Origin of the sequence: Promicromonospora sp. NPDC057138 (assembly GCF_042670845.1) — a bacterium.
GTDB lineage: Bacteria > Actinomycetota > Actinomycetes > Actinomycetales > Cellulomonadaceae > Promicromonospora.
In genome coordinates, this window is the sequence record NZ_JBHUUX010000032.1 from 18,500 (window position 1) to 40,019 (window position 21,520).

22 protein-coding genes are annotated in these 21,520 nt (G+C 72.9%); 11 read left to right on the forward strand and 11 right to left on the reverse strand.

Features of this window, described 5'->3' with window-relative positions:
* Positions 1-19 precede the first annotated feature (19 nt).
* Positions 20-796, forward strand: a complete 777-nt coding sequence (locus tag ACFT2C_RS17450; RefSeq protein ID WP_377208331.1) for a hypothetical protein — start codon at positions 20-22, stop codon at positions 794-796.
* 15 nt (positions 797-811) lie between these two features.
* Here the strand turns inward: ACFT2C_RS17450 and ACFT2C_RS17455 are convergent, their stop codons facing one another.
* The 3 genes from ACFT2C_RS17455 to ACFT2C_RS17465 are packed head-to-tail and all read right to left on the reverse strand — an operon-like array spanning position 812 to position 3,301.
* On the reverse strand, positions 812-1,711 hold the full coding sequence (locus ACFT2C_RS17455; RefSeq protein ID WP_377208332.1) for a putative RNA methyltransferase: 900 nt from the start codon (positions 1,709-1,711) through the stop codon (positions 812-814).
* Positions 1,712-1,748: 37 nt separating this feature from the next.
* Positions 1,749-2,804: a diaminopropionate ammonia-lyase gene (locus ACFT2C_RS17460; protein ID WP_377208333.1), complete on the reverse strand. Its 1,056-nt coding sequence runs from the start codon at positions 2,802-2,804 to the stop codon at positions 1,749-1,751.
* 41 nt (positions 2,805-2,845) lie between these two features.
* Positions 2,846-3,301 carry a DUF1772 domain-containing protein gene (locus tag ACFT2C_RS17465; RefSeq protein ID WP_377208334.1) on the reverse strand — a complete coding sequence of 152 codons (456 nt, stop codon included), beginning with the start codon at positions 3,299-3,301 and terminating at the stop codon, positions 2,846-2,848.
* Positions 3,302-3,466: 165 nt separating this feature from the next.
* Here ACFT2C_RS17465 and ACFT2C_RS17470 point away from each other — a divergent pair, with 165 nt between their 5' ends.
* Positions 3,467-3,715 carry a hypothetical protein gene (locus ACFT2C_RS17470; protein ID WP_377208335.1) on the forward strand — a complete coding sequence of 83 codons (249 nt, stop codon included), beginning with the start codon at positions 3,467-3,469 and terminating at the stop codon, positions 3,713-3,715.
* Positions 3,716-3,719: 4 nt separating this feature from the next.
* Here the strand turns inward: ACFT2C_RS17470 and ACFT2C_RS17475 are convergent, their stop codons facing one another.
* A complete protein-coding gene (locus ACFT2C_RS17475; protein WP_377208336.1) occupies positions 3,720-4,094 on the reverse strand; it encodes a helix-turn-helix domain-containing protein in 375 nt (124 codons plus the stop codon).
* A gap of 210 nt (positions 4,095-4,304) precedes the next feature.
* Here ACFT2C_RS17475 and ACFT2C_RS17480 point away from each other — a divergent pair, with 210 nt between their 5' ends.
* The 4 genes from ACFT2C_RS17480 (at position 4,305) to ACFT2C_RS17495 (ending at position 7,420) form a co-directional block, all read left to right on the forward strand.
* On the forward strand, positions 4,305-4,928 hold the full coding sequence (locus ACFT2C_RS17480; protein ID WP_377208337.1) for a DUF4126 domain-containing protein: 624 nt from the start codon (positions 4,305-4,307) through the stop codon (positions 4,926-4,928).
* Complete coding sequence (locus ACFT2C_RS17485; protein ID WP_377208338.1) at positions 4,912-6,006, forward strand: winged helix DNA-binding domain-containing protein; 1,095 nt, start codon at positions 4,912-4,914, stop codon at positions 6,004-6,006. The genes ACFT2C_RS17480 and ACFT2C_RS17485 overlap by 17 nt, the downstream gene beginning before the upstream one ends.
* A 74-nt stretch (positions 6,007-6,080) precedes the next feature.
* Positions 6,081-6,767 carry an SIMPL domain-containing protein gene (locus ACFT2C_RS17490; protein ID WP_377208339.1) on the forward strand — a complete coding sequence of 229 codons (687 nt, stop codon included), beginning with the start codon at positions 6,081-6,083 and terminating at the stop codon, positions 6,765-6,767.
* A gap of 134 nt (positions 6,768-6,901) precedes the next feature.
* Positions 6,902-7,420, forward strand: coding sequence for a TIGR03668 family PPOX class F420-dependent oxidoreductase (locus tag ACFT2C_RS17495; RefSeq protein WP_377208340.1), 519 nt, complete (start codon positions 6,902-6,904; stop codon positions 7,418-7,420).
* Between the two features lie 51 nt (positions 7,421-7,471).
* On the opposite strand, the gene ACFT2C_RS17500 is transcribed toward ACFT2C_RS17495, so the two are convergent.
* A complete protein-coding gene (locus tag ACFT2C_RS17500; protein ID WP_377208341.1) occupies positions 7,472-7,849 on the reverse strand; it encodes a VOC family protein in 378 nt (125 codons plus the stop codon).
* 89 nt (positions 7,850-7,938) lie between these two features.
* On the opposite strand from ACFT2C_RS17500, the gene ACFT2C_RS17505 reads away from it, so the two are divergent.
* Complete coding sequence (locus ACFT2C_RS17505; protein ID WP_377208342.1) at positions 7,939-8,658, forward strand: TetR/AcrR family transcriptional regulator; 720 nt, start codon at positions 7,939-7,941, stop codon at positions 8,656-8,658.
* A 51-nt stretch (positions 8,659-8,709) separates the two neighbouring features.
* On the opposite strand, the gene ACFT2C_RS17510 is transcribed toward ACFT2C_RS17505, so the two are convergent.
* From ACFT2C_RS17510 to ACFT2C_RS17530, 5 genes are all read right to left on the reverse strand, one after another.
* Positions 8,710-9,297, reverse strand: coding sequence for a 1-acyl-sn-glycerol-3-phosphate acyltransferase (locus tag ACFT2C_RS17510; RefSeq protein ID WP_377208343.1), 588 nt, complete (start codon positions 9,295-9,297; stop codon positions 8,710-8,712).
* 85 nt (positions 9,298-9,382) lie between these two features.
* A complete protein-coding gene (locus tag ACFT2C_RS17515) occupies positions 9,383-10,666 on the reverse strand; it encodes an NAD(P)/FAD-dependent oxidoreductase (RefSeq protein WP_377208344.1) in 1,284 nt (427 codons plus the stop codon).
* Positions 10,667-10,714: 48 nt separating this feature from the next.
* Entirely contained in the window at positions 10,715-11,107 is a 393-nt protein-coding gene (locus tag ACFT2C_RS17520; protein WP_377208345.1) for a DUF1232 domain-containing protein, read from the reverse strand.
* An 83-nt stretch (positions 11,108-11,190) separates the two neighbouring features.
* Positions 11,191-11,874: a YdcF family protein gene (locus tag ACFT2C_RS17525; protein ID WP_377208346.1), complete on the reverse strand. Its 684-nt coding sequence runs from the start codon at positions 11,872-11,874 to the stop codon at positions 11,191-11,193.
* 193 nt (positions 11,875-12,067) lie between these two features.
* The gene (locus ACFT2C_RS17530) at positions 12,068-12,382 is read right to left on the reverse strand and encodes a helix-turn-helix domain-containing protein (protein WP_377208347.1); all 315 of its coding nucleotides are present in this window, start codon (positions 12,380-12,382) and stop codon (positions 12,068-12,070) included.
* A gap of 178 nt (positions 12,383-12,560) precedes the next feature.
* On the opposite strand from ACFT2C_RS17530, the gene ACFT2C_RS17535 reads away from it, so the two are divergent.
* The 3 genes from ACFT2C_RS17535 to ACFT2C_RS17545 are packed head-to-tail and all read left to right on the forward strand — an operon-like array spanning position 12,561 to position 18,822.
* Positions 12,561-14,078, forward strand: a complete 1,518-nt coding sequence (locus ACFT2C_RS17535) for a DUF3375 domain-containing protein (RefSeq protein WP_377208348.1) — start codon at positions 12,561-12,563, stop codon at positions 14,076-14,078.
* Positions 14,075-14,764 (forward strand): DUF4194 domain-containing protein, encoded by a 690-nt coding sequence (locus tag ACFT2C_RS17540; protein WP_377208349.1) that lies wholly within the window; start codon positions 14,075-14,077, stop codon positions 14,762-14,764. The genes ACFT2C_RS17535 and ACFT2C_RS17540 overlap by 4 nt, the downstream gene beginning before the upstream one ends.
* Positions 14,761-18,822 (forward strand): ATP-binding protein, encoded by a 4,062-nt coding sequence (locus tag ACFT2C_RS17545; RefSeq protein WP_377208350.1) that lies wholly within the window; start codon positions 14,761-14,763, stop codon positions 18,820-18,822. The genes ACFT2C_RS17540 and ACFT2C_RS17545 overlap by 4 nt, the downstream gene beginning before the upstream one ends.
* 236 nt (positions 18,823-19,058) lie before the next feature.
* On the opposite strand, the gene cofE is transcribed toward ACFT2C_RS17545, so the two are convergent.
* Positions 19,059-19,847 (reverse strand): coenzyme F420-0:L-glutamate ligase, encoded by a 789-nt coding sequence (gene cofE / locus ACFT2C_RS17550; RefSeq protein WP_377208351.1) that lies wholly within the window; start codon positions 19,845-19,847, stop codon positions 19,059-19,061.
* A 157-nt stretch (positions 19,848-20,004) separates the two neighbouring features.
* Here cofE and ACFT2C_RS17555 point away from each other — a divergent pair, with 157 nt between their 5' ends.
* Positions 20,005-21,516 (forward strand): protein kinase, encoded by a 1,512-nt coding sequence (locus ACFT2C_RS17555; protein WP_377208352.1) that lies wholly within the window; start codon positions 20,005-20,007, stop codon positions 21,514-21,516.
* Positions 21,517-21,520 lie beyond the last annotated feature (4 nt).

Below are 21,520 nucleotides of genomic sequence, written 5' to 3' on the forward strand. Positions count from 1 at the left end.
GGCGGTAGCGTCCCGCTGCATGGTGAACATTGACGAGAAGATTGCAGGGCTGCGCGCCGCTGCGGAGAACGGCGATCCGGAGGCCGCGCGCGAGCTGGGGCGGCTGCTGTCCCTGACGCTCACGGACCCCCAGGAGCCCGGCGAGGGCGAGCCGGAATGGCCCGAGGAGCGGTGGCTGCGTGCCGCGGTCCAGGCACGGCCCGACGACGTCGAGGCGCTCATGTTGCTGGCCGGGCGCTTGGCCGCGCAGAGCTCGTCCTGGGAGAACTACTGGGAGATGAACCCCGATGAGATGGCGGCCGAGGGGAAGGACGAGTCCACCATCAGCCGGATGTGGGCCGAGGTGAGCGACCTGCACACGCGGATCCTCGCGGCCGGTCCTCCTCCCCACGCCGTGCCCGGCCTGGAGAGGCTGGGGGAACTCGTCGACGTCCACGCCGAGTCCGTCGCCGAGGCGGCCTACAGCTTCTACGCGCTGCAGGACGATGCGCAGAGCGGATCCGTTCTGAATATCCTGATCGTCGTCGCCACCGACCTCGACGAGCTCCGCTGGGCATGCGACCAGTGGCTCGCGCTCACCGACGGTGGGATCGGCCAGCTCACGGTCAGGACGTACGTGGACGGCGACGAGACGAGCCAGGTCGACCTCGACGAACACCTGGACGGCGCGAGAGTCGCCTGGGACGCCGTCCCCGTTCCCGAGCTGACGGGCACCCTGCTTCCCGCGGGGCTGCCGGTTCCGGGTCCCTCGCACTCGGGACTATGGCACTACGGGGTCACCGTCGAGGTCGGATGACCGTGCTGTCGACAGTCACCGCCGTCGGTAGGCCGTGGCCAGCACCGACACCGTGACCTGATCGGGCAGGTCGCCGTCGTCGGACAGCTCCGCCTCCGTGACGTGGCGCGCGCTCGGCGTCATCAGCACCAGGTCGACCGCCTCCTGCGGCGTCAGCGGCGTCGTGTACTCGACCCGCCTGGTGCGCGCCGTCTCGAACCAGGGATCCAGCGCCTGGTGCAGCCGCTGTTCCTTGTCCGGGTCCATCGTCACCATCTGCGTGATCTGGCGGCGCAGCTCGGCCAGGTGCCCACCGACGGGCCGCACCACGACCAGCGTCCCGCCGGGGCGCAGCACGCGGTGGAACTCGGCCGGGTTGCGCGGGGCGAACACGTCCAGCACGACGTCGACCTGCTCCGACTCGATCGGGAACGGCCGGAAGACGTCCCAGGTCGCGGCGGCGGCCCGCGCGTGCGCCTTGGCCGCCACCCGCAGGGCGTGCGCCGAGGTGTCCAGGCCCAGGCCGACGGCGCCGGGCAGTGCGTCGAGCACCCCAGCGAGGTAGTAGCCGGTGCCGCAGCCGATGTCGACCACCGTGGCGGGCCCGGCCTGGCGCACCGGGCGTCCCGGGCGACCGGAGCGTCCGGGACCATCGGAGAGATCGGCCTCGGCGGCCAGCTCGGCGACCGCGGCGCGGATCGGCGCGTACCGCCCGGCGGCCAGGAAGTCGCGCCGGGCGCGCGCCATCGGCCCGTCGTCACCGCTGGTCGCTCGCGCGCCGGTCAGCAGGCCGACGTACCCGTGCCGGGCGATGTCGAAGCTGTGGCGGCGCGGACAACGCAGCGCCCCCTCGCCGGCCGACAGCTCGGCACCGCAGGACGGGCAGCGGAGCAGCGGCAGGATCGGGTCGAGGGCGGAGGGAAGGGAAACGGGCACGAGCACTCTCCTGGCAGCGATGGTGGGGCGGGCGAGGTCAGACCCGGTCCTCCGGGACCGGGTTCGCGGCCCGTCCCTCGGTCGACAGGAGCAGGACGACGGCGTCGGGCCGCAGGCCGATCGCATCCCGCCACCCGGCCTGCCCGAGCACCAGGCGGGCGGCCGCGAGGGTCGCCGCGCCGCACGGCCCGGAGTCGACGCCGTGCCGCGCCAGGTCCTCGACGGCGGCAGCCGCCTGGTCGTCGGAGACGGTGACGGCGCCGTCGAGCCCGTCGCGCAGCACGGGCCACGCGAGTGTCGAGACCGTGCCGCAGTTGAGTCCGGTCATGATCGTGTCGCCCGTCGGCGCGGTGACCGGCTTTCCGGCGCGCAGCGCCGCGACCAGCCCGGCGGCACGGTCGGGTTCGACGGCGAGCAGCGTGCCCCCGTCGGCCCCAGCACCGCGGTAGTGGCTCACCACGGCCTGCGCGAGCGAGCCGACGCCGACCGGCACCACCACCAGGTCAGGCGCGGCCACGCCGAGCGCGGCCAGCTGCGCGTCGGCCTCGAGACACAGCGTCGAGTAGCCCTCGACTATCCACTGCGGGACGTCGGTGTACCCGGGCCAGGCCGTGTCCTGCACCAGCACCGCCTCCGGGTCGGCGGCCGCATCGGCAGCGGCGCGGGCCACGACGTCGTCGTAGCTGCCGTCGGCCTCGACCGTCTGCGCGCCCTCCGCGCCGATGGCCTTCTTCGCGGCCTCCGTGATGCCCGGCGGGTAGTAGACCGTCGCGGCGGCGCCGATCAGGGCGGCCACGTGAGCGACGGCGCGGCCGTGGTTCCCGTCCGTGGCGGCGTACAGCCGGACGGCGCGGCCCCGGACGGCGTCGCGCACCGCGGCGAGCGTGACCGCGGACAGCCCGAACCGCTCCCCCAGTGCCCGCGCGATCGCGTAGGACGCGCCGAGAATCTTGAACGCCGGCAGCCCGAAGCGACTCGACTCCTCCTTCACCAGCACCCGCCCGACGCCGAGCTCCGCCGCGAGCCGCGGCACGTCCCGCAGGGGTGTGGGCTGGTATCCGGGCAGGGTCCGGTGAAAGTCGATGGCGGACATATGGTCGATTGTCCCCGACGTCCCCGCCACGAGCCGACGGGTCAGAGCAGCCCGACCGCCGCGAGCGCCGTCGCCACGACGCCCGCGAGGGTACGCACGTGGTTCCAGGTGGTCCAGGGACGCCAGTAGGCGCGCCATCCGGACGCCTTGTCGGGGGAGGCGAGGAGCCGGTTGTTGAGGGGCACGTTCAGGGCCATCGTCACGCCGAAGGTTCCGACGAGGTAGACGGCGGCGGCCGCGATGATCCACGCGCCGCCGTCGTGCCCACCGACGAGGCCCCAGATGCCTGTCGCCGCGGGGACGAGGAGGGCGCCGAAGAAGACGCTCATGAACGCGGGCAGCGGCGCGGTCTCGTTGATGCCGTTCATCGCGGCGCCTGCGGCGTCGTCGGAGGCGCGGGCGAGGCCGCTCATGATGAACGACGAGAAGCCGTAGAACACGCCCGCCGAGGTCCCGAGCAGCACCACCGATGCCACGGCGAAGATCGTCCAGACCATCCGAAACCCTCCAGGTCAGCGCATCGATGCGGTGAGCTGCAAGCCACTCTTGCACGAACCGGTCGGGATGTTCCAGGTGAATGCCCGACGACGATCCGCGCTCGGCTGCGCGCTGTCGTTGCCGAGGTAGCGGCCGCACCGCCGATCCGTTTTTCAGGCGGCGGCATGTGGGAGGCGATGCACGGTGACATGCGAGGAGTTTTCGAGGTGCGCGTCGACGGCACACCCCGTCGCACGCATTACCGCCTCTATTGCGTTCTCGACTACAAGGCCAAAGGGTTCGACAAGCCCGTGCTCGCCATCATCGACGGGCGACGAAAGGCCTTCCGGACCGTGCTCACCGCAAACGACTACACCACGATCAAGAAGTACGTCGATGACTACTGGTCGACAAACCCCAGACCAATCGGCTGACCCGTCACGCGACGTTCTTCACAGCGCCGGGCCGTGCCTTGCGGACACCGTGCAGCATCGGCTCGGTCACGGTCCGACGCTCCTCCTCGGTCATGGGCTCGACCGCTAGCTTCAAGCCCAGCGCGGCGGCAACCTCGACAACCGTGCCGAGCGTCGGGTTCGGGTTTGCCGCGGTCAGCAGCCGACGAATTGCCGAACCGGTGATCCCAGTCGCTCGAGCCAGGTCAGCCTTCGTCAAGCCCTCGGCCGCGCGAGCCTCCTCGAGTGCATTGACCAGGGCGTCGAGCGCTGCAACCCGGGCAGACTCTGCCGCGAACTCGCGGGTGTACTCGGGGTCGCGGAGGTCGCGCTCGTGGTCGTCCCAAAATGCGCTGCGCATCCCGCCTCCAATGAGCTCTGTGTAACTCTTGTGCTACACAATAGCACTCACGGCCCGCCAGTACTGGGAGCACCGCCGCGGCCAGATCAGCGCACCAGCAGCTCGAGGACGTGCGCTGGTTGTAGCGCTTGCTGCACTCCGATAACAGATCGGGCACACCGGACGCTTTCGCGCCCCGGAGTGTCGGTGTGCCGTGGAACACTTCGGGGCATGCTCGAACTTGCCACCGGAACCGGACTCGCCCTGTCGGCGGGCCTCAACGCATGGATCCCGCTCATCTTCCTCGGGGTGCTCTCGCGCTTCACGGACCTCGTGCAGCTGCCGAGCACGTGGGCGTGGCTGGAGAACGGCTGGGTCCTCGCGATCCTGACCGTGCTCCTGGTGCTCGAGTTCGCCGCGGACAAGATCCCGGTGCTGGACTCCATCAACGACGTGGTGCAGACCGTCATCCGGCCCACTGCGGGCGGCATCGCGTTCGGTGCCGGCTCCATGTCGGAGACGACCACGGTCACGGACCCGAGCACGTTCGTGCAGTCCGGCCAGTGGATCCCGATCGTCTCCGGCGTCATCCTCGCTCTCGGCACCCATGCCGCAAAAGCCGGTGGTCGCGTGGTCGCCAACACCGTCTCGGGCGGCACGGCCGCGCCCGCGTTGAGCGCCGCTGAGGACTTCACGAGCGTCGGCCTCGGGTTCCTGTCCGTCCTGGCGCCGCTCGCGATCATCCCGGTCATGATCCTGTTCGTGATCGGTGTGATCCTGCTGGTCCGAAGCCTGGTGAAGCATCGCCGCGCCCGCGCGGCGGGTCACGGTGGAGAAGATGCCTATTACGTCTGACGTGCGCGCGATCGAGCGCGCCCGGCTCACCTCGGCGGGCCTGGGCACGCTGCGTAGGGATGACGACGGCGGCGTGCCCGGCGTCGTCTCCCGGCTGGGGGCCGTCCAGTCGCAGGAGCTGCACTCCTCCGCGTGGAGCGTGGCCCAACGCCTGGCCGCCCCGGCCACGCTCGCCCACGTGCAGGACGCGCTCGCCGACGGCTCGATCCTGCGCACCCACATCCTGCGCCCCACCTGGCACTACGTGGTGCCCGACGACCTGGCGCCGCTCATGACCGCCACAGCGCCCCGGATCCGCCGGGCGATGCTCTCGGCGGAGCGGCCGCGCGAGTTCGACCACTCCCTGCTCCCCCGCCGCCACGGCGTCATCGCCGAGGCGCTCGCCGGCGGTCCGCTCACCCGCAAGGAGATCGGCGCGGTGCTCGCCGAGGCAGAGGGTTCGCCGCTCGACAACTGGCACCTGGGCCAGGTCATGATGCACGCCGAGCTCGACCTGCTCGTCGCGAGCGGCCCGATGCGCGGCAAGCAGGCCACCTACCGGCTGCTGCCCGAGCAGAAGACCTGGGATGAGGACGAGGCCCGCATCCACCTGGCCCGCGGCTATGTCCGGGGCCACGGCCCGTGCCGCGCCGAGGACGTCGCCTGGTGGGGCACCCTCACCAGGACGGCGGCTCGTACGGCCGTGGCCGACGCCGGGCTCACCCGGCACGAGCTCGCCGGCCTGACCCTGTGGGCCGACGGCGACCTGCCCGAGCCCGCGCCGTCGGGCACGGTCCGGCTGCTGCCGGTGTACGACGAGCTCTTCTGCCACGACCTCAAGGGGTGGCCCACCCCGATCGGCAACGGCACACCGAACCGCTGGTCCTTCTCGGGGAACGTGACGGTGGACGGCGCGATCGCGGGCGGCTGGTCCCGGACCCTCAAGGCACAGAGCGTGGAGATCACCGTCGAGCTCATCGAGGAGCCGACCGCCAAGGTGTGGGCCGCCATCGAGGAGGAGGCCGAACGCTACGGGCACTTCTGCGGGCTGGCGCCGACCCTGACCCGCGGCCCGGTCGGCAAGGGCACGATCGGCTGAAGCGCCCGCGCCCGGCGTCGAGAACGGGCGCGCCGGGGTGGCGCAGGTCGAGGCGTAGTCGGCAGACTCCGCATATGACTCGCATCGCCGTCGAAGGCCAGGCCACCCGCACGCACCCCGCGGAACGTGGCACCGTCAACCTGCACGTCGCGTTCTCGGGCACCCTCCGCAACGACGTCGTCGACCAGGTGGCCCGCACCCACACCATCCTCGTGGAGCAGGCCAAGGCGCACGTCTCGGCGGGCGCCGCGGAGAAGTGGGACTCGGACTCCGTGCACTCGTACGTCTACGACGACCGGGTCAGGAACTCGGAGACGGGCGGCAAGCAGCGGGTGCGGCGGTTCCGCGCGTCGGCGCGGCTGTCGGTGACCTTCAGGGACTTCGAGGCGCTGTCCACCTGGCTCGCGGACATCATGGACGTCGACGGCGTCGAGATCGACCGGGTCACCTGGGCCCTGACCGACGAGACGCGCAAGACACTCCTGGCGGAGGCCCGGGTCGAGGCCGCAGAGGAGACGGTAGTGCGCGCGCAGTCGTACGCGGACGCGCTGGGCCTCGGCCCGGTCTCGCCCGTGGCGATCTACGAGGCGGGCCTGCGCGGCGGCGGAGGTGGGGGCGGGAACGTCCCGATGTACGGCATGCGCGCGAGCGCCATGGCCGACGCCGGCGGCGGTGCGCAGGTCGAGCTCCAGCCCCGGGACATCGACGTCGACATCACGCTGTCCGCGGACTACGAGGCGGGCGCGCCCGCCGAGGGCTGAAGCTGCGCGTCGCCGCTTGAGAATGACCATGCACCTGCTGCCAGACCAGGGCTCGGACTGGCAGCAGGTGCATGGTCATTCTCAAGGGCTCGGCGTCAGGGCCTCCCGCTGTCACACGGCGGCAGAATGGCAGGGTGCGCCTCGATGCCAGCACCTGCCGATCCCGCTTCGCCGCGGCTCGGCACGCCTACCTCGCCACGGCCGACGCCGGCGGCGTGCCGCACCTCGTGCCCGTGACGTTCGCCCTGATCAGCGCGGCAGACGGCACCACGGACGACGCCGTGGCCGACGCTGGAGTCCACGCACTAGCGGGAGATGAGGTGGTGGTCGCCGTCGACCACAAGCCCAAGGGGACGCGCGACCTGAAGCGCCTGCGCAACATCGCCGAGAACCCGCGGGTCGCGTTCCTCGTGGACCGGTACGACGACGACTGGGCGCAGCTCTGGTGGATACGCGCGGACGGCGTCGCCGTCGTCGTCGAGCCTGAGGCCGAGCCCCGGGCCGGGGAGCACGAGGTCGAGAGCGAGTACGAGCCCCGCGCGGCGGCGTTGGATGCGCTCGCCGCGCAGTACCCGCAGTATCGCGAGCACCGGCCGGACGGCCCGCTGATCAAGGTGCGCGTGACCCGCTGGTCCGGCTGGGCGCACGGCTGAGCCCTGCCGGACCCTCGCGGATCCGGGTCACACCCTCACACGGTCACGCGGTCACACCCACTGGACGAGCTGCCAGACGATCCCGTTGGGGTCGGCGAACTGGCAGTATCGCTCGCCCCAGGGCTCGGTCTCGGGCGGCGTGACGACCTCCGCCCCGGCGGCGGAGATGCGGGCGTACTCGGCGTCGAGGTCGTCGACGACGAACGCGATGAGCAGCCCCTGGCCGGCCGGACCGGCGATCCGCTCGGGCTTGAAGGTGCCCAGACCGACGCGCAGGAACACGATGTTGACACCGGCCGTCGGGTGCGTGAGCGACACGAACCCGTCGTCGGACATGGCCTCGGTGAAACCGAGGTGCTGCTTGGCGAACTCAGCCGACGCGGCGACGTCGGGCACGTTGAGGGACAGGGCGGTACCGGTGATATTCAAGCTGACTCCTCGCATCAGAACCTTGTACGGCGTACAACGTAGGATGGTTGCAGAATGTTCCCGGCCCCTCACCCCGATTTTGGAGACCCATGCCCCGTGAGCTGATCGACCTGCTCTGGCGCGACCACCCGGCCGCCCCGCAGGGCGGCACACGTGGGCCCCGGTCGCGCGTCACGACGGGCGCCGTCGTCGACGCCGCGAGCACGCTGGCCGACGGCGAGGGCCTCGCCGCCGTTACAGTCCGCCGCCTCGGCGAAGCCCTGGGCATCTCGACGATGTCCGTGTATACGCACGTGAACGGCCGCGACGACCTGCTGGTCCTGATGGCGGACGCCGCCTACGCCCGCATGCCGCTGCCCGCTCACGGGACCTCGGGCTGGCGCGCCCGGGTGCGCCGCGTCGCCGAGACGAACCTCGCGCTCCACCTTGAGCATCCGTGGCTGCTGGAGATCGACGACGACCGCACGGCGTTCGGCCCCGGCACCATCGCGAAGTACGACCACGAGCTGCACGCCCTGGACCAGCTGCCCCTGGACGACGTCGCCCGCGACGCGGCGCTCACCTTCGTGCTCGACTTCGCGCGCGCCGCCGCCCGCGCCCGACGCCGCGACCCGCGGGCCGACGAGATGCCGCAGAACTGGGCGCGGTGGGGCGGGCGGCTCGCGGAGTACCTGGGCGACGACTACCCGCTCGCCCAGCGAGTCGGGAGCGCCGCCGGCGAGGCGATGAACGCCGCCTCCAGCCCGGCCCACGCCTGGACCTTCGGCCTGGCAAGAATCCTGAACTCGCTCGATCCGAAGACCAGTTGAGTGCTGGGTATTCGCGGACATTCCGGACAGGAATCCGCAAATAGCCAGCACTCAGCGCGGCTCGTCTTCCGAGCGGAGGCGGGGTTCCGTGCGGTTGGCCGGGCGGACGCCCGACTTGTCTTTGTAGAACGCGCGGATCACGTCCATGTCGGCGCCGACGTCGCCGGTGAGCTGGAGGCTCGGGCCGAGGCCCGCGACCTTGGCGACGCCGTCGACGTAGCCGAGCGTCAGCGGGAACCCGGTCTTCAGCGCGATGCGGTAGAAGCCCGACTTCCAGTACCCGGACCCGCCACCGCGCGTACCCTCCGGCGTCACGACGAGGTGGAACTCCTCGCCCCGCGCGACGGCGGCCAGCACCTCGTCGACGATGCTCGCCGGGTCGTTCCGGTCGACGGGGATGCCGCCCAGGGAGCGCATGAGACCGGCCATCGGCCCCTTGAACCAGGAGTCCTTGATGAGGAACCGGATCTTGAGGTCCATCTCGAACGCGAGGGCCAGCATGAGGAAGAAGTCCGTGTTGGACGTGTGCGGCGCGCCGATGAACACCGTGGGCCGGGTCGGGGCGGGTTCCGAGCGCATCCGGTAGCCGGTGACGGCCCAGATCAGTCGTGCGACAGCCCGGCGGATGGTGCGTGACATCGTCGTCCTCGAGTCAAGAGTGGATCAGGTGAGACCTCTGGCTGAAAAAGCGCAGAATCTCAATTCTGACAGACGTTCTCCCGGCTCAACGACCCGCCCGGGCCTCTGGTGCCCGACGCCGCAGCAGCGGGCGCAGGCTGCTCGCCGCGAGCCGCAGCAGGCCGCGCGAGCCCGCCGACTGCTCGTCGAACAGCATGAGCGCCACGTGCGCCATCGCGTCGTCGGACGCGGCGACCGCGCGAGTCGCGACGCCGGCCCAGAGCCTGGACCGCATGAGCTGCTGGGCCAGGTAGCACTCGCGGTAGTGCCGCCCGAACCGGCTCCGGTGCGCCCGCTCGAACCCGTCCAGCGCGGCGGGCAGTCCCTCGCCCCGCCAGGCCTTCCCCGCCCGCTGCAGCGCCCCGAGGTGCTCGGCGAGCTGCACACCGGCGGCCATGCCGTAGAAGATGCCCTCGCCGCTCAGCGGGTTGATCGTCGCGGCGGCGTCCCCGAGCAGCACCGCGGCGTGCCCCGGGGCCGTCATCGGGGTGCGCGCGGCGGCGTGCGGGAGCTGGTGCGTAGCCATCCGTTCCAGGCCGGACACCTCGAAGCCACGTCGTTCCAGGTCCTCGACGTACAGGTCGAACAGGTCGCGCAGCGTGCGGCCGTGCCGCTCGGTCTGCCGCTTGAGATGGTTCACCGGGATGCCGACGCCGACGTTCGCGCCGTCGTCCGGCAGGGGGAAGACCCAGCCGTAGACCGGCAGGAGCGACTCCAGGAAGTCGAACCGGAGCGTGTCGCTCACCGGCTTGTCCGGGTGGGTCACCTTCCCGTAGGCGCGCATGGCGATCATGGTGTGCCGCATCGCGGGACGCGCCACGCCCATGGCGCGCCGCACCCCGGAGTAGGCGCCGTCCGCGCCGACCACCAGGTCGAACGTGGCCTCGCCGTCGGACAGGGTGACCCGTTCGCCGCCGTCCGAAGTCGTCATGCCCTGGAACGACACGCCTTCGCGGACCTCCGCCCCGGCGTCCCGGGCCGCGCCCAGCAGCAGGTCGTCGAGCACGAGCCGCGGCGTGACGTATCCGGCGAGGTCGTGCCCCTCCATCAGCGGGCCGCGCGCGAGCGCCTCCACACCGCCAGGACCGCTGATGGCCACCGACATCGGCATGTGGAACTCCCGCAGCAGCTCCGACAGGCCGAGCCCGTCCAGCACCCGGCGGGCGCCCGGGCCCAGCCCGTCGCCGCAGGTCTTGTCGCGCGGGAACGTCGCCTTGTCGACCAGCGTCACGTGGGCGTCGGGCAGCTCTCGCCGCAGGGCGATCGCCGTGACGGCACCCGTGGGGCCACCGCCCACGACGAGGACCCGGGGTGCGTTGTTGCCGGTCACGCCGCCGACCCTACCGCTCCCGCACGCGGGCCGAAGCCTGCGACGACGTCACCGCCGGGGCTTGCGGCCCGGTGTCACGTCCTCGGAGGTGCCCGGGATCGTCTTGCCCGCCGGCGCCGGGCCGGGCGTCGTGGTGCCCGACGGCGGGACGCCCGCCCCGGTTCCGCCCGGCGTCGGCGACCCCGCACCACTGTTGCCCGGCGCGTTCCCGGCCGTGCCCGGCGCGGTCCGGTGCTTCCGGAACCGCTGCACCGCCTTGTACAGGGTGACGCCGGCGATGATGATCGCTATCGCGTCGTCGCCCAGACCCAGCGGGCCCAGCACGCCCTCCGACAGGAGGTCGATCGGGCTGGCCACGTAACCGGCGCCCGCGATGAACGTGAGGATCTCCTGCCAGGTGAACTTCCTGGGATCCTTGCCCCTCTTGTTTTCCTCGCGCATGTTCGGAACGTAACGGAGAACGGGGCGACTCGCCAGGATGTACAAATCACCTGGTTCGCCAGGTCGGCCTCGGGCCGCCCGCGTCACACGTCGATCGGACGGCGGTCCTGCACGAGTCGCGACGTGTACCCGGCCGTCACGAGCCGGTCGAAGGCGACCACGACGTCGTCGGGCACGTCCTCCTCGTGGGTGATGAAGCCCAGCTCGGCGTACAGCGTGAGGCGCTGCGTCTCGCCGACGAGCATGTCGACCACCCGGTCGGCGTCGCCGATCGTCGCGACGTACGCGTCGAGCTCCAGCGGGCGGGACACGCACACCACGTCGACGTCCGGCCACACGACGCGGCACGTCGCGAACGCGCGTCGCTGCTGGTAGGGGTGGGAGACGAGCAGCACGGAGGACGGCTCGATCTGGTGCTCGGCGAGCACCTTGCGGCTGTACTCCAGGTTCTCGCTCGTGTTGGTCGCCGCGGGCTCGACGAGCACGACGTCGGCGGGCACACCGCGTGCGATCGCATGGTCGCGATAGCCGAACGCCTCGCCCTCAGGAAAGGCGTCGAGCGTGGTGGGTGCGTTCGCCCCCGTGAAGACGATCTGCTGGAACAGTCCCTCGAGGTAGAGGTCGGCCGTGTAGTCGGCGACCCCCAGGTCGTGACCGCCCAGGCCGATGCAGACGTCGACCGGTCGCGGCTCGTGCTGCAGGTCGTGGAACGCCCACAGTGTCTCTACGTCCTCCCGCACTGCGGCGGGGATCATGACGTTCGGCATATGACGACCATATTGCTCAGGGGAATGACAGGCGCAACCTGAGTGTGGGTACGCACCTGGATTCCACGGTAATTGCGTGCAATGTCACAGCCCCCGAGAACGCGCGACCAGCGCCTTCTCCCCGTGTTCTCGCGCCCCCTACGCAGACATCCCATACGCACACAAGGTAGCGGACGCGCACGAACCGGCCCTGTCACCTGGTGTCATCCTCGCCGTCTCCCTCGCCCTCTCCCTCGCCGGCGCCGACCCCGACGACGTGGTCCTCGAGCTTGCCCGAGAACAGGTCGTAGTACTGCAGGTGCAGGTGGTAGCCGGCGCCCAGGGCGATGCGCCGGATCATTCCGAGCGTGGGCTCGATCTGCCCGGACTCGATGCGGCTGATCGTCGACGTGGGGACGCCGGCCAGCACCGCCAGTGAACTCATGCTGAGCTCTCGCTCGGCTCGGATCCTGACAACGATCTGGGCTGCGGTCGTGAGCAAGGTGCCCTCCCGTCGACGCTCGGCCATCGAAAACGTGCCATGACGCACGACAGGGCTCGCCGGAAAGTGAAGATCAATTTTCCGGCAAGCCCTGTGGGGCTGACTCTATACGTCTATGCCCGTCGCGGCTCATCGACAGGGCATGTGTCGCGTGTTTCCTCCGGGGGTGCCGCGCCGACACGTTGGCCCACTACTCTCAGCCACCATGGGTACAGCGAGCTCGCCGGGTGACGCCGCCGGACCCCGGCAGGCCGCCGGGAACGGCTCGGGTCGCCGCGGCCAGGCGGCGCGCGCCGTGCGCGCCCTTCTCCAGGAGCATCCCGCGTGGGTGCTGCTGCGGTCGCGGAACGCCGCGGCCGCCGTCGTGCTGCTGGACCGCAACCTCGGCGCATCCCGCCGTCGGCTGCCGGTGGAACAGCTCGCCGACCGGATCGACGACGACCTGCCCGAGCTGCGCCGCGCGGGCTTCGAGCTGCCCTACTCCGGCTACTTCTACGTCTCCGAGTGGATCGACGAGGGCGTGCTGGTGCGCCGCCGCGCCCCGCAGCCGGCCGGCGAGGCGGGCACCGAGACCGTCGAGCTGTCCGACGGCGCCCTGCTCGCCATCCGCTTCGTCTCCCGGCTGAGCAGGCCCCACCCCGCCGTGACCCCGTCCCGGCTTGGCGCGGTGCTCGACGGCCTGCACACCCTGGCCGACGAGGCCGATCCCGACCCGGAGACCCGCCTCGCCTCGCTGCTGGAGCAGCGCGCCGCCCTCGACGCCAGGATCGAGCGCGCCCAGCGCGGCGACGACGACGTCCTGCCGCCGGACGCCGCCGCCGAGCGCGCCCGCGAGGTCCTCGCCCTGGCCGGCGACATCCCCGCCGACCTGGCCCGGGTGCGCACCGAGCTGGAGCGCACCGACCGTGAGCTGCGGCGCCGGCTCCTGGAGTCCGACGGCTCGCGCGACACGTTCCTCGACGACATCTACCGCGGCGTGGACCACCTCGCCGAGTCCGAGGCGGGGCGGGGCCTGGTCGCGTTCCGCGACCTGCTGCGGCAGGCGGAGCACGTCGCGCAGGACGACGTCGGACGCGTGCTCGACACCGTCCACCTGGCGCCGACGGAGGCGTCCGCGCTGCGCCGGCTGCTGCCCACGCTGCAGGACGCCGCCGACGAGCTCACCGACACGATGGCCGGCCTGCGCCGCGCCCTGCAGCGCATGGTGCGGTCCGGCGAGCTCCCCGCCGAGCGCGCGCTGCGGCGCCTGCTCGGCCAGGCGCAGGACGCCGCGCTCGCCGCCGCCCCCGACGTCGCACCCGGCGCCGAGATGCGCCTCACGCTGCCCGTCGGCGCGGTGGCGCCCCGGTCCGTGGGCGGGTTCGCGCCGCACAACCCCGGCGGGGAGGACGCCGAGGCGCCGCCCGCCGCACCCGCCCTGCCGCCGCGGACCGTCTCGCTCACGGCCGTGCGCGCGATGGCCCGCGACTCCGAGATCGACGTCGACGAGCTGCGCGGGCACGTGAACGAACGGGTCGGCGCCGTCGGCCGCGCCACCGTCGCGTCCGTGCTCGCCGCGCACCCCGCCACCCAGGGCGCCGCGAGCGTCGTCGGCCTGCTGGCGCTGGCCGAGCAGCACGGCGTGGCCACCGGCAAGAGAGAAGACGTGAACTGGCGGTCCTCGCGCGGCGTCGCGCGGCGGGCCGTACTCCCCCAGAACCAGTTCGAGGAGCATGTCCCGTGACAGAACCCGACGTGACAGGATCCGCCCGCGCCGACCTCCGCACCGCGCGCCCCGGACGACCGGCCGGCAGCGGAGCGCCGCCGAGCACTGCCGGCCAGGAGCCCGGCGAGGCGATCGCCCGCCTCTGGCCGGGCGACCACGGCACGCTGCCCGCGCCGGCCCGCCGCGCGCTGGCCCGGCTCCTGCGCGGCCCGTACGTCGCCGCCGAGTCCGACCCGGACACGTGGCGCGCGCTCCTGACGAACGAGGACGTCGTCCGCGAGCGCCTCGCCGACCAGTACCTCGACCTGGTGGTGGACGCCGACGCGCAGGTCGCGTTCGTGCGCGACGTGCCGGCGGCGAACGCCCCGCAGGTGGTGCGCGAGGTGGCGCTGACGTTCCTGGACACGGCACTGCTGCTGCACCTGCGGGCCCTGCTGCTCGACTCGGCGGACGGGCGCGTGGCGATCAGCCGTGACGAGGCCGCCGACCACCTCGCCGTGTACCGGCGGCGCGGCGGAGGTTCGCCCATGGACTTCTCCCGGCAGCTGGACGCGACGTGGGCGCGGCTGACCGAGTCGGGCATGCTGGAGCCGCTCAGCGGGGACCGGTGCCTGGTCTCGCCCGTGCTGCGGACCGTGTTCGGCGCGGACCAGGTCGCTGCGCTGAGCGCGGAGTACGCACGACTGGCGAAGGAGAGCGCATGAACACGCCCCACCCCGGACAGTGGCGCCTCGCGCGCATCGAGCTGGTCAACTGGGGCACGTTCTCCGGGCACCATGTAGTGCCGGTGCCGCGGGAGGGCTTCCTCCTGACGGGTCACTCTGGCTCGGGCAAGTCCTCGCTGGTCGACGCCGTCGCCGCGGTGCTGACCCCGCCGGAGCAGCTGCGGTTCAACGTGGCCGCCGCCGGTACCGGCGCGACCGAGCGCGAGGCGGGCGACCGCGACGTCGTCTCGTACGCGCGCGGCGCGTGGCGGCACCGCACCGACGAGAGCACCGGCGAGGTCGTGGCGGACCACCTGCGCCCGGGCGCCACCTGGTCGGGCGTGCTGCTGGGATACTCGAACGGCACGGACGCGCCTGACGGCACCGTGACGCTGGTGCGCCTGTTCCACCTGACGCGCGGCTCGTCGACGCCGGCGACGCTGCACGTGGTGGTGCCGGGCGAGGCCGGGCTGCTGGACTTCGAGCGGTACGTCCGCTCCGGGCCCGACATCGCGGGGGTGACCGCGGCCTGGCCGGACGCGACGGTGAGCGAGCGGCACGGGCCGTTCGCCGCGGCGTTCACGCAGGCGCTCGGGATCGGCTCGGAGCAGGCGCTGGTGCTGCTGCACCGCACGCAGTCGGCGAAGAACCTGGGCAGCCTGGACGACCTGTTCCGCGGGCACATGCTGGACGAGCCGAGCACGTTCGAGCTGGCGGCCCAGGCCGTGGACCAGTTCGCGGACGTCGCGCGCGCCTATGCCGACATCGAGACGTCGCGCCGGCAGATCGAGCACCTGGGCCGGCTCGCGGCGCTGACCAAGGCGTACGACGAGGGCTCGGCGGCGGGCGTGCGCGCGGCGACCCTGCGCGGGTCGCTGGAGACGTTCAAGGACGCGTGGAAGCTCGACCTCGCGCACGGCGCCCTGGCGGACGCGCGGGCGGCGGAGGACCGGACGCAGCACCACCGTCAGGCGGCGGACACCGAGGTCGACGTCGCGGCGAACACGCACCAGCAGGCGGTGAACGTCCTGGGCGCCCGGGGCGGGCAAGCCCTGGCGACGCAGGCCGACCGCCTGCAGCGCGCGGGCGAGATCGCCGCGCTGGTCCGCACGCGGCGCGGTGAGCTGTCCACCGACCTGCAGTCGGTCGGCATGAACATGCCCGAGACGTTCGCGGAGTTCGCGGCGCTCAAGGAGAAGGCCCGGTGGGAGCTCGGCGGCCCCAAGCGGCCGGCCACCGGCGGGGTGCCCGCGCTCACCGGCGCCCTGCCCGCCGTCTCGACGGGCGCTGTCCCGTCGGTCGCAGGCGATTCCGTCGCCGGAGCGTCCGTCGCGACGGGCGCGCAGCCCTCGGTCGGCACGGGGGCCGTCGCGACCGTGGGGCGGTCCCGGGGGCCCGAGTCGCTCGACGCGAGCATCCGGGAGGCACTGGCGGCGCGCTCCGCCGTCGGGCACCGGCACGAGGCCGTCGCCGCGCGGATCCAGGCCGTGCGGCAGACGCAGACGAACGTGACGGCCGAGCTCGCCGCGGCCCGCCAGGCCGTGGCGGAGGCCGCAGGGCTGGACGTCTCAGTGCTGCCGTTCGCGGCCGAGCTGCTGCGCGTCCGCGAGGACGACGCGCGGTGGCGGCCCGTGCTCGAGGCGATCCTGCGGCCGCTGGCCACCGTCGTGCTCGTGGCGCCGGCGCACCGCGCGGCCGTCGCGGGCGCCGTGGCGGCCGGGCCGGGCCTGCGCTACCGCGTGGTCGGCGTGCGCAACGACGCGCCGCGGTCCACGGACGAGGCGTCACTGGTGCACAAGGTCGAGGTGAAGGACGGCCCGATGTCGGGCTGGCTGCACCGTCGCCTGTCCGAGCAGTACGACTACCTGTGCGTCGACGACGCCTCAGGGCTCGACCAGCACGAGCGCGCGGTGACCGACGAGGGCCTGATCAAGCACGGTCCCGAGGAGATCGAGCAGCCGATGCTGCCCGGCGTCGAGGACTGGGCGCTCGGCTGGGACGCCGACGACCGGCTCGACCTGCTCCTGGAGCTCGCGCGCGAGACGCAGGCGAGCCTCGCGGAGGCCGACGCCGCCGTGGCCGACGCCGTCGCCGAGCAGCGCGAGGCCGTGCGCCGCCAGCTCACGCTGCGGCACGTGGCCCGCCGCGAGTGGCGCGAGGTCGACATCGAGACCGCCGAGGCGGACCTGACCGACGCGCAGGCGTCGTTCGACCGGCTGCTCGACGGCACGATGGACCTGCTGCGGGCGTCCCAGGACGTCGCGGCCGCCGAGACGCGGCTCGACCAGGCGCGGGCGGCCGCCGCCGTGGCCGCCGACGACCTCGCCGAGGCCCGCGCCCACCGCCGTTCCCTGGAGCGCGTGGTCGCCGAGCTCGGGGACGCCCCGCCGAACGCGATCCCGCTCGCGCACCGCGAGGAGCTGGAGAAGCGGTACGCCGCCGTCCGCAAGACCGTGACGCACGAGGTGATCGACGACGTCTCGCTGACCGTGTCCCGCACGCTGGACGCGGAGCGCGAGGCCGGGCTGCGCACCTCCGCCGCGGCGGAGCGCGAGATCGTCGGGCTGCTGTCCGAGTTCCGGCGCCGCTGGCCCGCCATCACGCGCGACCTCACGGCGCAGGTCGGCGACCGGTCCCGGTACCTCGAGGTGCTGGAGCGCATCCGCACGTCCCGGCTGCCGGAGCAAGAGGCGCGGTTCTCCGACCTGATGACCGACCAGGCGCGGCGCGCGCTGCGCAAGCTCGCGGCCGAGATCCGGCAGGCGCCCGCGGCGATCCGCGAGCGCATCGTCGGGGTCAACACGTCCCTGCGCCGCTCCCCGTTCGACACCGACCGGTTCCTGGAGATCCGCGTCAAGGAGCGCAGGCCCGCCGCCGTGGAGGAGTTCCTCGCGACCCTCGACGTGCTGACCGGCGACACCGAGCCCGAGTACGAGGTCCTGGAGCGGCTGGTGCGCCGGCTCGGGTCCAGCGACCCCGCCGACCGCGCCTGGCGCGCTCTCTGCCTGGACACGCGCCGGCACGTGCACTTCACGGGCGTCGAGGTCACGGCGGGCGGCATCGCGCTGGCCGTGCACGACTCCTCGGCCGGGTTGTCCGGTGGACAGCGCCAGAAGCTCGTCGTGTTCTGCCTGGCCGCGGCTCTGCGCTACCAGCTCGCCGGGGCGTCCGACTCGGCCACGCCCGCCTACGGCTCGATCCTGCTGGACGAGGCCTTCGACAAGGCCGACACCGCGTTCACCCGCACCGCCATGGACACATTCGCGGCGTTCGGGTTCCACATGATCCTCGCGACGCCGCTCAAGCTGCTGCAGACCCTCGAGGACTACGTCGGCGGCATCGGTCTGGCCACGTGCCGCGAGATGCGGGAGTCGCGGGTGGACGTGGTCCTGCTGGAGTCCCCGCTGCCCGGCATCGACCCGGTGCCCTCGGCGACCCGGGGCGGGGCGGGCGGCGGTGCTGGTGGTGGTGGTGGTGGCGGTGAGGGGGCGCCCGCTGCACCGGTCGCGAGCCGGGCCGCGAGCCCAGCCACCTCCGCGCCGATCGCTCCGACACCGGTGACCGCCCAGCCTTCCGCCGGTGCGCCGACGCCACCCCCGGCCGCGCCGACTCCGGCCGTCTCCACGCCATCGGCTGGTGCGACACCGTCCCCGGCAGTTCCCCCGCCGTCCGCGCAACCGCCGGCCGGCACCGCGCACGCCCCCGCTGCCGCCCCCACGGCGCCCGCGCCCGCAGCGGCGTCCGCGCCGGTCGCGCCGCCCACTCCGGTCGCGCCGCCCACTCCGGTCGCGCAGACCGCTCCGGTCGCGCAGACCGCTCCGGTCGCGCCGTCCGCCCCGGTCGCCGACAGCGGCACGGCCACGCCGCCGCGCGGGCTCCCCGCAGTGCCTCCGCCTCCCCCGCCTCCGGCACCCGCCCCGGAACCGGCGTCGGACACGGCGTCGGACACAGGCGAGGACAGCGCACCGGAGCTGGACTGGTCGGTCACCGTGACCGCTGAGGAGCGGGACGACGTGCCGCCGGTGGCCAGGATGACCTCCCGCCGCCCGTCTCTCTGAACCGGTGGGCCTGCGGCCCTGACTCGACGTACCTGGTACGCCGAGTCAGGGCGGCAGTCCACCCGGGCCTGCTGACTCGCGCAGCTCGGGGCGACGAGTCAGCTAGGTGGCACGCCGCCACCAGGCGCCGTCCGCCAGCTCAGTGATCTGGCCCAAAATGCGGCGCAGTTCCGGGCCGAATCACTGACCTGACGGACGGGCGGGACGGCGGACGGGCGGGTTGGGGCGGCTGCCGGTCAGCGGGAGCTCTGGCCGTCCGCCAGGCCGCGGGCGTAGGCCTCGGCGGAGCCCTCGCGGAACAGGTCGTCGGCGCTGGCGCGGACCAGGGCGCGGGCGCCCGGGCCGTCGTCGTCCGTCAGGTGGTGCCCCATGCCGCGCACGACGGCGACCGCGCGTCCGCTCGACTTGCCCCGGACCAGCTCGGACGCCGCGGCGATCTCGTCGACGACGGCGGTGACCGTCACGGTGAGCGGGCGGCCGTGGGCATCGATGCTGCCGCGCAGGTCGTCGGTGGGCGTGATCCCGGCGCAGCCGATCGCGATGTCGACCAGGGCGTCGCGCCAAGGGCGTCCGGCAGTGTCGGTGACGACGACGCCGATCCGGCGCAGGCCGAGCCGCTGCGTGAGCGCCGCCCGGATCGTGCGGGCCGAGACGTCCGGGTCCACGGGGAGCAGCAGGACCGTGCCCTCCGGGGTGTTGCTCGCGTCCACGCCCGCGGCGGCCATCACCAGCCCGAGCTTGTTCTCGACGATCCGCAGCGGCGGCAGGCCCGGCCGTTCGCGCTGGGCGACCACCCGGACGGTCTCGTCGGTGATGGCCTGCTCGCGGTCGTCGGCGGCCACCACCCGCCCCTCGGCCTTGGACACGATCTTCGAGGTCACGACGACGACGTCGCCGTCATGCGGCCGGTCCTGCTCGTCCTGTGCCGCCAGGAGGCCGGCGATCAGCTCGCCGAGGTCGTCGCCGGGTGTGATCTCGGGCAGCCCGTCGGGGGCCCAGACGCTGAGTCGTTCCACGGGGACCATCCTCACACCACTACCGGGCGCCAGAGCCCAGCGTGAGGGGGCACCGCCCATTCGCGGCCGCTGTATCAAGGCGGTCGGCCCCGTCGGCGCGATACCCTGCCAGGCGTCCAAGCCACATATGTCTGGTTCGTACTGTGATCGATGGGGGAAGCGTCCGGTGTTGCACGACCCGCCCGCTCAGAGGACGGTTCCCGTACCTGAGCCGGCACCCCTGCGACCGGGCGAGCCGCGCACCATCGGACCGTTCCGGGTCCGGAACCGGCTGGGCAGCGGCGGCATGGGCGACGTCTACCTCGGGACGGCGCGTCGCGGGCAGCTGGTCGCGATCAAGCTGATCCGGGGAGCCCAGCTCCACGACGACGAGTTCCGCGCGCGCTTCCGGCGTGAGGTGCGGGCCGCCGCCAAGGTGCGCAGCCGGTTCATCGCGAACCTCGTCGACGCAGATCCGGACGCGGAGCTGCCCTGGCTCGCCACCGAGTACGTCCCCGGGCCGACCCTCTCGCAGGCTCTTGCCGCCCAGGGACCCCTGTCGCAGGACGAGGTGCTGAGCCTGGTTGTGGGCGTCGCCGAGGCGCTGCGCGGCCTCCACCGTGCCGGCCTCGTGCACCGTGACGTCAAGCCGGCCAACGTGATCCTGGGCCCGGACGGTCCGCGCCTGATCGACCTGGGCGTCGTCGCCTCGATCGGCGCGACCCGGTTGACCATGACCGGTCAGCCGGTCGGGACCCCGATATACATGGCTCCGGAGCAGGCGTCGGGCAGCCGGGCGACGTCGGCCACCGACGTGTGGGCGCTGGGTGCGCTGGCGTACTACGCCGCGACCGGAAACCACCTCTTCGAGGGCGACCACCCGGCCGTGGTGCTGTACCGGGTCTCGGCGGCGGAACCGTCCTACGACGACACTCCCGCGTACCTGCGCCCATTCCTCGACTCCCTCCTCGTCAAGGACCCGGAGCGCCGTCCGACCCTCGACGCGATCCTGCACTCGCTCGGCGTCCCCGACCCGGCCGGTGCCACGCTCCCCCTGGTCGAGCCGCGGCGAGCGCCCGGCGCCGGTCGGCGCGCGCCACGCGGCGGCATGCGACGACGCGGCGCGCCCCGCGGCCGCCGGAGGCGGACCATGGTCGTCCTGGGCTCGGTGGCCGCCGGGACGGCGGTGCTGGCTGGGGCCGCGTTCGGCGTGTGGAGCTCACTCACCGGCGACGACCGGGAGGCCGCCGGCACCGGGCAGACGCTGATCAGCGCAGCGCCGCAGAACAGCCCGAGCCCTGTCCAGACCGTCGCCGCCGACGGCAGCAGGGACCATCCGTGGGCACAGGGGACCGTCAAACATCTGGACGACGGCTCGTGCTGGATCGCCAGCGTCACCGGGGTGGAGGGGCGCCAGGCCACGCTGACGCTCGCGTGCGACGAGGCGGGGACGAAGCTCTACAGCACCCCGACACCGAGCGCGTATCTCGACGTCTACGCCGTCGGCGAGGACGGAACGACCCGACTGAGCACCGAAACCGACGCGACGCCGCAGGACACGTTCTGGACGCAGGGCAACCTCATGGACGCCATGCCGGTGACCGTCACCGTGACGCTGCCGGATGTCGGTCCGCTGGCCGCCGTGGAGGTGAAGCAGAACCGCTACGGCTACGGCTGGCACTGGGACGCCACCCGCTGACACT

What these genes read in the sequence shown, in the direction of transcription:
- ACFT2C_RS17525 (WP_377208346.1), bottom strand. Translation starts at nt 11,874, where the DNA reads ATGCCGAACGTCATGATCCCCGCCGCAGTGCGGGAGGACGTAGAGACA.
- cofE (WP_377208351.1), bottom strand. Translation starts at nt 19,847, where the DNA reads ATGGTCCCCGTGGAACGACTCAGCGTCTGGGCCCCCGACGGGCTGCCC.
- ACFT2C_RS17490 (WP_377208339.1), top strand. Translation starts at nt 6,081, where the DNA reads ATGACTCGCATCGCCGTCGAAGGCCAGGCCACCCGCACGCACCCCGCG.
- ACFT2C_RS17535 (WP_377208348.1), top strand. Translation starts at nt 12,561, where the DNA reads ATGGGTACAGCGAGCTCGCCGGGTGACGCCGCCGGACCCCGGCAGGCC.
- ACFT2C_RS17475 (WP_377208336.1), bottom strand. Translation starts at nt 4,094, where the DNA reads ATGCGCAGCGCATTTTGGGACGACCACGAGCGCGACCTCCGCGACCCC.
- ACFT2C_RS17510 (WP_377208343.1), bottom strand. Translation starts at nt 9,297, where the DNA reads ATGTCACGCACCATCCGCCGGGCTGTCGCACGACTGATCTGGGCCGTC.
- ACFT2C_RS17480 (WP_377208337.1), top strand. Translation starts at nt 4,305, where the DNA reads ATGCTCGAACTTGCCACCGGAACCGGACTCGCCCTGTCGGCGGGCCTC.
- ACFT2C_RS17450 (WP_377208331.1), top strand. Translation starts at nt 20, where the DNA reads ATGGTGAACATTGACGAGAAGATTGCAGGGCTGCGCGCCGCTGCGGAG.
- ACFT2C_RS17530 (WP_377208347.1), bottom strand. Translation starts at nt 12,382, where the DNA reads ATGGCCGAGCGTCGACGGGAGGGCACCTTGCTCACGACCGCAGCCCAG.
- ACFT2C_RS17470 (WP_377208335.1), top strand. Translation starts at nt 3,467, where the DNA reads ATGTGGGAGGCGATGCACGGTGACATGCGAGGAGTTTTCGAGGTGCGC.
- ACFT2C_RS17465 (WP_377208334.1), bottom strand. Translation starts at nt 3,301, where the DNA reads ATGGTCTGGACGATCTTCGCCGTGGCATCGGTGGTGCTGCTCGGGACC.
- ACFT2C_RS17545 (WP_377208350.1), top strand. Translation starts at nt 14,761, where the DNA reads ATGAACACGCCCCACCCCGGACAGTGGCGCCTCGCGCGCATCGAGCTG.
- ACFT2C_RS17505 (WP_377208342.1), top strand. Translation starts at nt 7,939, where the DNA reads ATGCCCCGTGAGCTGATCGACCTGCTCTGGCGCGACCACCCGGCCGCC.
- ACFT2C_RS17520 (WP_377208345.1), bottom strand. Translation starts at nt 11,107, where the DNA reads ATGCGCGAGGAAAACAAGAGGGGCAAGGATCCCAGGAAGTTCACCTGG.
- ACFT2C_RS17485 (WP_377208338.1), top strand. Translation starts at nt 4,912, where the DNA reads ATGCCTATTACGTCTGACGTGCGCGCGATCGAGCGCGCCCGGCTCACC.
- ACFT2C_RS17460 (WP_377208333.1), bottom strand. Translation starts at nt 2,804, where the DNA reads ATGTCCGCCATCGACTTTCACCGGACCCTGCCCGGATACCAGCCCACA.